At 73.2% G+C, this 8,750-nt stretch carries 7 protein-coding genes; 6 read left to right on the forward strand and 1 reads right to left on the reverse strand.

Translation table 11 applies throughout. The annotated features are described in order from the left end of the window. Positions 1 to 54: 54 nt before the first annotated feature. Positions 55 to 1,818, forward strand: a complete 1,764-nt coding sequence (locus tag ACFP1Z_RS31280) for a phosphatidylglycerol lysyltransferase domain-containing protein (protein ID WP_390321105.1) — start codon at positions 55 to 57, stop codon at positions 1,816 to 1,818. Further along, positions 1,815 to 2,534, forward strand: coding sequence for a hypothetical protein (locus ACFP1Z_RS31285; protein ID WP_390321106.1), 720 nt, complete (start codon positions 1,815 to 1,817; stop codon positions 2,532 to 2,534). The genes ACFP1Z_RS31280 and ACFP1Z_RS31285 overlap by 4 nt, the downstream gene beginning before the upstream one ends. Here ACFP1Z_RS31285 and ACFP1Z_RS31290 read toward each other — a convergent pair. Further along, positions 2,501 to 3,238, reverse strand: a complete 738-nt coding sequence (locus tag ACFP1Z_RS31290) for a hypothetical protein (protein WP_390321108.1) — start codon at positions 3,236 to 3,238, stop codon at positions 2,501 to 2,503. The genes ACFP1Z_RS31285 and ACFP1Z_RS31290 overlap by 34 nt on opposite strands. Positions 3,239 to 3,815: 577 nt before the next feature. Here ACFP1Z_RS31290 and ACFP1Z_RS31295 point away from each other — a divergent pair. The 4 genes from ACFP1Z_RS31295 to ACFP1Z_RS31310 form a co-directional block, all read left to right on the forward strand. Continuing rightward, entirely contained in the window at positions 3,816 to 4,631 is an 816-nt protein-coding gene (locus tag ACFP1Z_RS31295; protein WP_390321109.1) for an adenosylcobinamide-GDP ribazoletransferase, read from the forward strand. Between the two features lie 193 nt (positions 4,632 to 4,824). Continuing rightward, on the forward strand, positions 4,825 to 6,363 hold the full coding sequence (locus tag ACFP1Z_RS31300) for a leucyl aminopeptidase (RefSeq protein ID WP_390321111.1): 1,539 nt from the start codon (positions 4,825 to 4,827) through the stop codon (positions 6,361 to 6,363). A 322-nt stretch (positions 6,364 to 6,685) separates the two neighbouring features. Then, positions 6,686 to 8,074, forward strand: coding sequence for a dihydrolipoyl dehydrogenase (gene lpdA, locus ACFP1Z_RS31305; protein WP_390321112.1), 1,389 nt, complete (start codon positions 6,686 to 6,688; stop codon positions 8,072 to 8,074). Between the two features lie 49 nt (positions 8,075 to 8,123). Then, the coding region (locus tag ACFP1Z_RS31310) for a biotin/lipoyl-containing protein (RefSeq protein WP_390321113.1) at positions 8,124 to 8,750 on the forward strand (627 nt) is incomplete at its 3' end.

Consider the following 8,750-nt stretch of genomic DNA (forward strand, 5'->3'; position numbering starts at 1 on the left):
GGGCCGGGGGAGCACGGGGAGCGCCGCACCGGACGCCCCGAACGACCGCATTTCTTGGGAGAAGTCCGCTTGACTCCGGATGAGGGAGCGCGTGGTGGCCGCTGGCCGCGGCGCGGCGCAGCGTTCGCCGTGTGGTATCTGCGCGTCGTCACGTTCGTCAATCTGCTCGGCGCGATGTGGGTGTCCATCGGCGCGGGCATCCGCCGGCACAACGTCGACGAGTTCTTCACTCCCTACCTGCTGACGGCGGGCTTCGCCTCGGCGCTGTGGTCGTTCGTGATGGCCGTCACGCTGCGCCGGCGCAAGCGCGCCGCGTGGATCCTCAACCTGGTGCTCGCCGGGCTGCTGTTCCTGGTGCTCGTGTGGGCCATGTTCCTCCCCGAGTTCAACCGGCACGGACTGAACTGGTTCTCCACCGCGGCCACCGGGCTGTTCGTGCTCGCCCTGCTGGTGGGCCGCCGCGAGTTCTACGCCAAGGGCGACCGGGCCAACCCGGTGCTGGCGACGGTGGTCGCCGTGGGCGGCCTGCTGGTCACCTCACTGACCGCGGCCCTGCTGGTGACCGCCACCAACGAGGCGTCCGACAGCGCCCGTTCGACCTTCCTGGACCGCTGGTACTACGGCTTCGTCCACCTGGTCTGGCTGGCCACCGACGACACCCCGCCGGGCATCGCCACGCCCGGCTGGGTCGATGTCTTCATCAACATCCTGAGCATGGTGCTGCTGCTCGCGGTGGTCTTCGCGGCCTTCCGCGCCCGCCCGGCGGCCGACCCGCTCACCCCGGAGGACGAGGAGCGGCTGCGCGCCCTGCTCGACCGGCACGGCGACCGCGACTCGCTGGGCTACTTCGCGCTGCGCCGCGAGAAGAGCGTCGTGTGGTCCCCCAGCGGCAAGGCCGCCGTCACCTACCGCGTCCTCGGCGGGGTCTCCCTGGCCTCCGGCGATCCGCTCGGCGACCCGGAGGCCTGGCCCGGGGCGATAGACCTGTGGCTGGCCGAGGCCCGGGCGCACGGCTGGATCCCCGCGGTGTCGGGCGCGAGCGAGGAGGCGGGCACCATCTACGCGCGCCACGGCTTCGACGCCCTGGAGCTGGGCGACGAGGCCATCGTCGACACCGCGGAGTTCACCCTGGAAGGGCGCGCGATGCGCACCGTGCGCCAGGCCTACAACCGCGTCAAGCGCGCCGGTTACACGGTGCGCATCCGCCGCCACGAGGACATCCCCGAGGAGGAGATGGCCGAGCTGCTGCGGCACGCCGACGACTGGCGCGACGGCGCGACCGAGCGCGGCTTCTCCATGGCCCTGGGCCGGCTCGGCGACCCCGCCGACGGGCGCTGCGTGATGCTGGAGTGCTTCGACGGCGAGGGCCGGCTGCGGGCGCTGCTCAGCTTCGTGCCGTGGGGGCCCAAGGGCCTGTCGCTGGACCTGATGCGCCGCGACCGGGACTCCGAGAACGGGCTGATGGAGTTCATGGTCATCGAGCTGCTGCAGGCGTCCCGGCAGCACGGCATCGCCCAGGTCTCGCTCAACTTCGCGATGTTCCGCTCGGTCTTCGAGCGGGGCTCCCGGCTGGGTGCCGGACCGATCCTGCGCGCGTGGCGCTCGCTGCTCAGCTTCTTCTCCCGCTGGTGGCAGATCGAGTCCCTCTACCGAGCAAATGCGAAATACCGCCCCATCTGGGAGCCTCGATTCATGCTGTTCGAGAAGAGCAGCGACCTGCTGCGGATCGGCGTCGCGAGCGCACGGGCCGAGGGCTTCCTGGAGGCACCCGGCCTGCCCAAGTGGCTCAACCGAAAGCATCTGGAGAGCCGCCGATGAACCGCGCGGCGCTGCGCCGCGCCGCGCGCGCCGAGTGGGGCCCGCTGGCCGGGACCGTCCGTACGGCGCTCGTCCGCCGGCGGCTGCGCGCGATCCCGATGACGCTCTCGGCCGTCGCCCTCACCGCGCTCTTCCAGATCGTCCAGAACCAGTCCTGGGGCTACGAGCCGGTGCAGCGCATCGGCTCGGTGCAGGCCCAACTGCCGTGGTGGCTCGCGCTGCTGCGCACCCCGCTGTCGCTGTTCGTCCCCGCGCTGGACCTGCCCGTCTGGGGGGCGCTGGCGCAGGTCCTGCTGGTCTTCGGGATCGCGGAGCTCACCCTGGGCAAGTGGCGGACGCTGGCCATCGGTTACCTCGCCACGCTCGCCGGGACGATGTACGCGCGACTGGCCGTCCATATCGGCCCCGCCTCCCCCTTCGGGCTGCCGCCGGAGGCCGCCAAGGTCATCGACACCGGCCCGTCGGCGGCGGTCGTGGGGCTCGCGGTGTACATCTCCTGGCGCTACCGGGCCTGGTTCACCTGCGCGGCCGTGGTGCTGGCCATGGTGGTCGAGGTGTTCGTCAAACCCAATCTCGCGGGCAAGGAGCACATCGCGGCCGTCCTGTCGGTCCTGCTGCTGTGCGCGGTGGACGAAGTGCGCCGAAGAGGCAAGCCCCGCCGCGACCTCTTCCGCGCCGGGGGTCAGCGGTCGGGGGCGCCCGCCACCAGATCGTGAAGCCGGTTGCGTACGGCCGCCCAGCGCGCGTCGTGCCGCCAGGCGCGGACGCGGGCCTTGCGGCGGGCCCGCGGGCGGTTGCGGTAGAAGCGCCGGGCCCACGGCGAACCCGGCCGGGCCAGCCGGACCGCGCCCACCAGCGCCACGAACGGCACCACCGAGCCGATCAGGGCGATCCGCGGCTTGCCCTTGGCGAGCGCGAAGAGCGCGATGAGGAAGTTGACGAGCACGTTCGCGATCACCACGCGGCGGTCGTGCAGCTCCTGCGGGGTCAGCTCGTTGACGCCGAACGGCAGGAAACCGAAGAGCACGAGCGCGACCAGGGCCGCCGTCAGCACCACGATCTCCACGCTCTTGCGGCCCTGTTCGGTCCAGTAGACGTCGTCGAGGTGCAGGACGAGCGCGAACTCGTCGAGGACGAGCCCGGCGCCGGTACCGAAGACCACCGCCGACACCGAGGCCGCGAGACCGTGCCGGCCCGAGGCCACCGCGCTGAAACCGCCGATGACCATCAGCACGATGCCGGGCACCACGTGGTGGATGTGCAGCCCGCCCGGCCGGATATTGCGGAACGGGCCCTTGCCGGCCCGGATCAGCCGGGTGATGACCCGGGTCACCAGAAACGTCAGCACGAACGCGGCCAGCGCGAGCAGCAGCGGCAGTTTGCCCGGCGCGACGATGTTCCGCTCCAGCCAGTGCCCCATTGACGCGCCTTCGCTCCGCTCCTGATCAGCCCTCACCGGCAACGTACCGCCGCCCGACGGCACCGCACGGCGAGCACACGCAAGCGAACGCCCTCCGGGCAACGCACAGCCACCCACCCCGGTTCCGACCGCGCCCCCGGCCCCGAAGCGCGGGGCGGCCGGCCGCGCACTCCGGGGCCGGGGGCCGACCCCGGCGTGCCCCGGGCAACGCCGTACGGCCCGGCCCGGCACCCCGCAAGGCCGCGGCCCGCACGCAGGGCCGAGCCCCTGCCCGTACGACCGCCCGCGCGCAGGCGAACGACCCGGCCCATGGGCCCACACCCGGATCCGCACCGCTCCCCGCAAGCGCCACCCGGGTCCCTGGCCGGGCCGACCGCGCACGGCCCTCGGGGCGGAGGCTGCGGGGGGGGCCGACCCCGGCATGCCCCGGACACCACCCGCACGACCCGACCCGGCACCCCGCAAGGCCGCGCCCCGTCGGCCCGGCGGCACGTCCCGGCGCCCCGGACCCACCGGACAAGGCACCCCGGGCCCACCGGACACCGTGCCCCGGACCCACCGGATAAGGTGCCGCACCATGTCCGACACTCCCGCCGCGGCTCCCGCCCCCGTCCCTTCCGTCTCTCCGGGCGACGCCCTGCGGTTCGCCTTCGGGACGCTGACCGTGTTGCCCGTACGGGTCTCCCGCTGGGACCGGGCGGCCGCGCGTGGGGGGATGGCCGTGGCGCCGGTGGCCGGGGTGGTCGTCGGTGCGGGTGCGGCCGGTGCCGGGGCGGTGCTGCTGCTGCTCGGCTCGGGACCGCTGCTCGCCGCCGTGGCAGCGGTAGCGCTGCCCGCCGTCCTCACCCGTGCCCTGCACCTGGACGGGCTCGCGGACGTCGCCGACGGACTCGGCAGCGGCAAGCCCGCCGAGGACGCGCTGCGGATCATGAAGCAGTCCGACATCGGACCGTTCGGCGTGGTCACCCTGCTGCTGGCGCTGCTCGCCCAAGTCGCCGCGTACGCCCGGCTGTTCGGCGAGCGTCCCGCGCTCGGCGCCCTCGCCGCTCTCGTCGCCGGGGTCACCGCGCGCGCCGGCATGGCCCTCGCCTCGCGGACGGGCGTCCCCCCGGCCCGCCCCGGCGGGCTGGGCGCGGCGGTCGCGGAGGTGCTGCCCCGGGGCCGGGCGTTCGCGGTGGCCTCGCTGAGCGTGGTCGTCTGCGCGGCGGCGGGCGCCGCCACCGGCCCGTACGGGGCGCTGCGCGCCGGTCTCGCCGCAGTGGCCGCGCTGCTCGCGGGCGAGGTCCTGCTGCGCCGCTGCGTCCGTCGGTTCGGCGGGGTGACCGGCGACGTCTTCGGCGCGGTGGCCGAGACGACGGCGACGGCGGCCCTGGTGGCCCTGACCCTCGGCTGAGCCCGCCGGAAGCCCGCGCCCGCCGGGCACGGAGCGCCGCATTCCGGCGAGCCCCGGCGCGCCCGGGGCGAAACCCGGGAAAACCCGCGCCCAACCCCGCAGCACGCACCGGGCGAACGGCGCATACGATGCCCAGGGTGCGGCCGAACCGTCCAACGGCCGAGAATTCAACGGAAGTAGGGACCCCACCACCGTGTCTGCTCTGACTCTCAGCACTTCCAGTGCGGCGACGCTGCGCGCGGACGCCATCGTGATCGGTGTGGCGAAGGGCCCCAAGGGCCCCCTCGTCGCTCCGGGCGCCGAAGCCGTGGACCAGGCGTTCGACGGTCGGCTCGCCGCCGTCCTGGAGACCCTCGGCGCCACCGGCGGCGAGGGCGAGACGACCAAGCTCCCCGCTCCGTCCGGGCTCAAGGCCCCGGTCGTGCTGGCGGTCGGGCTCGGCGACGCCCCCGAGAAGGGCGAAGGCTACGACCACGAGGCGCTGCGCCGGTCCGCCGGTGCCGCGGCCCGCGCGCTGACCGGCACCAAGAAGGCCGGCTTCGCGCTGCCCGCCGAGGATGTCGAGGCCCTCGCGGCGGTCGCGGAGGGCGCGCTGCTCGGCGCGTACGCCTTCACCGCCTACCGCACCAACGGCAACGGCAGCGGCAACGGCAAGAAGGACGCCGACAAGAGCGCGCCGCTGGCCGAGGTGGCACTGCTCGGCGGCAAGCCCCGCGACAAGGCGCACAAGGCCGCGATCGAGCGCGCGACCGCCCTGGCCGAGGAGGTCAACCGGGCCCGCGACCTGGTCAACACCCCCTCCAACGACCTGAACCCGAAGACCTTCGCCGAGCAGGCCCAGGCCGCCGGCAAGGAGTTCGGCCTCAAGGTCGAGGTGCTCGACGAGAAGGCGCTGCTCAAGGGCGGCTACGGCGGCCTGATGGGCGTCGGCCAGGGTTCGGCGAACCCGCCGCGGCTGGTGCGCGTCGCCCACACCCACCCGCAGGCGGAGCGGACCCTGGCCCTGGTCGGCAAGGGCATCACCTACGACTCGGGCGGCATCTCCCTCAAGCCGGCCGGCCACAACGAGACCATGAAGTGCGACATGGCGGGCGCCGCCGCCGTGTTCGCCGCGGTCGTGGCCGCGGCCCGGCTCGGGCTGAAGGTCAATGTCACCGGCTGGCTCGCGCTCGCGGAGAACATGCCCTCCGGCACGGCCACCCGTCCGGGCGATGTGCTGACGATGTACAGCGGCAAGACGGTCGAGGTCCTCAACACCGACGCCGAGGGCCGGCTCGTCCTGGCCGACGCCCTGGCCCGCGCCTCGGAGGAGGAGCCGGACGCGATCGTGGACGTCGCCACCCTCACGGGCGCCATGGTCCTCGCGCTGGGCGACCGTACCTTCGGCGTGATGTCGAACGACGAGGCGTTCCGTACCTCGCTGTACGAGCTCGCCGAGGAGGCCGGCGAGCAGGCCTGGCCGATGCCGCTCCCCGCCGAGCTGCGCAAGACCATGGACTCCCCCGTCGCCGATCTCGCGAACATGGGGCAGCGGATGGGCGGCGGTCTGATCGCCGGCCTGTTCCTGAAGGAGTTCGTGGGCGAGGACATCACCTGGGCGCACCTGGACATCGCGGGCCCGGCGTTCCACGAGAACGCCCCCTACGGCTACACCCCGAAGGGCGGCACCGGTTCCGGCGTGCGCACCCTGGTCCGGCTCGCGGAGCGCACCGCCGACGGCGACCTCGGCTGAGTCCGTTCGTAGGTTCGCACGAGCGTGCCCCTGGAGCGAGCCCCCGCCGGGGCCGCTCCGGGGCCGCGCCGCGCCCCGCGTGCCCCGCGTTCGCCCAGAACGAAATCCCCGCACCCGTACGCACGAGTAACCCGCCGAAGGTGACGTATCAGTCGTCCCGCAAGCCCGGCCCGGCGTCCCGCTGTCCGTCAACAAGTGCGAAGATGTTGTCTCGGCAGGACAGGGCCCCCCGTACAGGGCCGAAGCAAAAAGCGGCCGAACGACAGCCGCCGCCCGGTCACCGACGACCGGCAACGGCGTACCCATGCATGGAGGACGTGACGTGGCGAACGACGCCAGCACCGTTTTCGACCTAGTGATCCTCGGAGGCGGTAGCGGCGGTTACGCCGCTGCCCTGCGGGGCGCCCAGCTGGGTCTGGACGTCGCCCTGATCGAGAAGGACAAGCTGGGCGGCACCTGCCTGCACCGTGGCTGCATCCCCACCAAGGCGCTGCTGCACGCCGGTGAGGTCGCCGACCAGGCGCGCGAGAGCGCCCAGTTCGGTGTCAAGGCCTCCTTCGAGGGCATCGACATCGCGGGCGTCCACAAGTACAAGGACGACGTGATCTCGGGCCTGTACAAGGGCCTGCAGGGTCTGGTCGCCTCCCGCAAGGTCACCTACGTGACCGGCGAGGGCCGCCTGTCCTCCCCGACGACCGTCGAGGTCGACGGACAGACCTACACCGGCCGCCACATCCTGCTGGCGACCGGCTCCGTGCCGAAGTCCCTGCCGGGTCTGGCCATCGACGGCGACCGCGTCATCTCCTCCGACCACGCGCTGGTCCTGGACCGTGTGCCGAAGTCCGCGATCGTCCTGGGCGGCGGCGTCATCGGCGTCGAGTTCGCCTCCGCGTGGAAGTCCTTCGGCGTGGACGTCACCATCGTCGAGGCGCTCCCCCACCTCGTCCCGGTCGAGGACGAGAACAGCTCCAAGCTGCTGGAGCGCGCCTTCCGCAAGCGCGGCATCAACTTCTCCCTCGGCTCCCGCTTCTCGGGCGTCGAGTACACCGCCGACGGTGTGAAGGTCTCGCTGGAGAACGGCAAGACCTTCGAGGCCGAGCTGCTGCTCGTCGCCGTCGGCCGGGGCCCGGTCTCGCAGGGTCTGGGCTACGAGGAGGCCGGGGTCGCCATGGACCGCGGCTACGTCCTCGTCGACGAGTACATGCGGACCAACGTGCCGACCATTTCGGCCGTCGGTGACCTCGTCCCGACCCTCCAGCTCGCGCACGTCGGCTTCGCCGAGGGCATCCTGGTGGCGGAGCGGCTGGCCGGTCTCAAGCCCGTGCCGGTCGACTACGACGGCGTGCCGCGCGTCACGTACTGCCACCCCGAGGTCGCCTCCGTCGGTCTCACCGAGGCCAAGGCCAAGGAGCTGTACGGCGCCGACAAGGTCGTCGCCCTGAAGTACAACCTCGCGGGCAACGGCAAGAGCAAGATCCTCAAGACCGCGGGCGAGATCAAGCTCGTCCAGGTGCGGGACGGTGCCGTTGTCGGCGTCCACATGGTCGGCGACCGCATGGGTGAGCAGGTCGGCGAGGCCCAGCTGATCTACAACTGGGAGGCCCTCCCGGCCGAGGTCGCGCAGCTCATCCACGCGCACCCGACGCAGAACGAGGCTCTCGGCGAGGCCCACCTGGCCCTCGCCGGCAAGCCGCTGCACTCGCACGACTGAGTCCCGAGCGCACCACCATCCGCACTATTCGTAAGGAGCAACCGCGACCATGGCGGTTTCCGTAACCCTGCCGGCGCTCGGCGAGAGCGTGTCCGAGGGCACCGTCACCCGTTGGCTGAAGGCCGAGGGTGAGCGCGTCGAGGCCGACGAGCCGCTGCTCGAAGTCTCGACCGACAAGGTCGACACCGAGATCCCGGCGCCCGCGTCCGGCGTCCTGGCCTCCATCAAGGTGGCCGAGGACGAGACGGTCGAGGTCGGCGCCGAGCTGGCGATCATCGACGACGGCACCGGTGCGCCGGCTGCCGCCCCCGCTCCGGCCGCGGCCGAGGCTGCTGCCCCGGCCGCCGCCCCCGAGGTCCCCGCCGAGGCCGCTCCGGCCGCCGAGGCCCCCGCCGCCGCTCCGGCCGGTGGCGCCACGGGCACCGACGTCATCCTTCCCGCCCTGGGCGAGTCGGTGACCGAGGGCACCGTGACCCGCTGGCTGAAGGAGGTCGGCGAGACCGTCGAGGCCGACGAGCCGCTGCTTGAGGTCTCCACGGACAAGGTCGACACCGAGATCCCGGCGCCCGCCTCCGGCGTGCTCCTGGAGATCGTGGTCGGCGAGGACGAGACCGCCGAGGTCGGCGCCAAGCTCGCCGTCATCGGCGCCGCCGGTGCCGCCGCCGCCGCCCCGGCC

Source organism: Streptomyces gamaensis (genome assembly GCF_042656465.1).
GTDB classification, from domain to species: domain Bacteria; phylum Actinomycetota; class Actinomycetes; order Streptomycetales; family Streptomycetaceae; genus Streptomyces; species Streptomyces gamaensis.

Excerpts from the sequence above, each read along its gene's own strand:
- ACFP1Z_RS31285 (WP_390321106.1), top strand. The coding sequence starts at position 1,815 with ATGAACCGCGCGGCGCTGCGCCGCGCCGCGCGCGCCGAGTGGGGCCCG.
- ACFP1Z_RS31290 (WP_390321108.1), bottom strand. The coding sequence starts at position 3,238 with ATGGGGCACTGGCTGGAGCGGAACATCGTCGCGCCGGGCAAACTGCCG.
- ACFP1Z_RS31295 (WP_390321109.1), top strand. The coding sequence starts at position 3,816 with ATGTCCGACACTCCCGCCGCGGCTCCCGCCCCCGTCCCTTCCGTCTCT.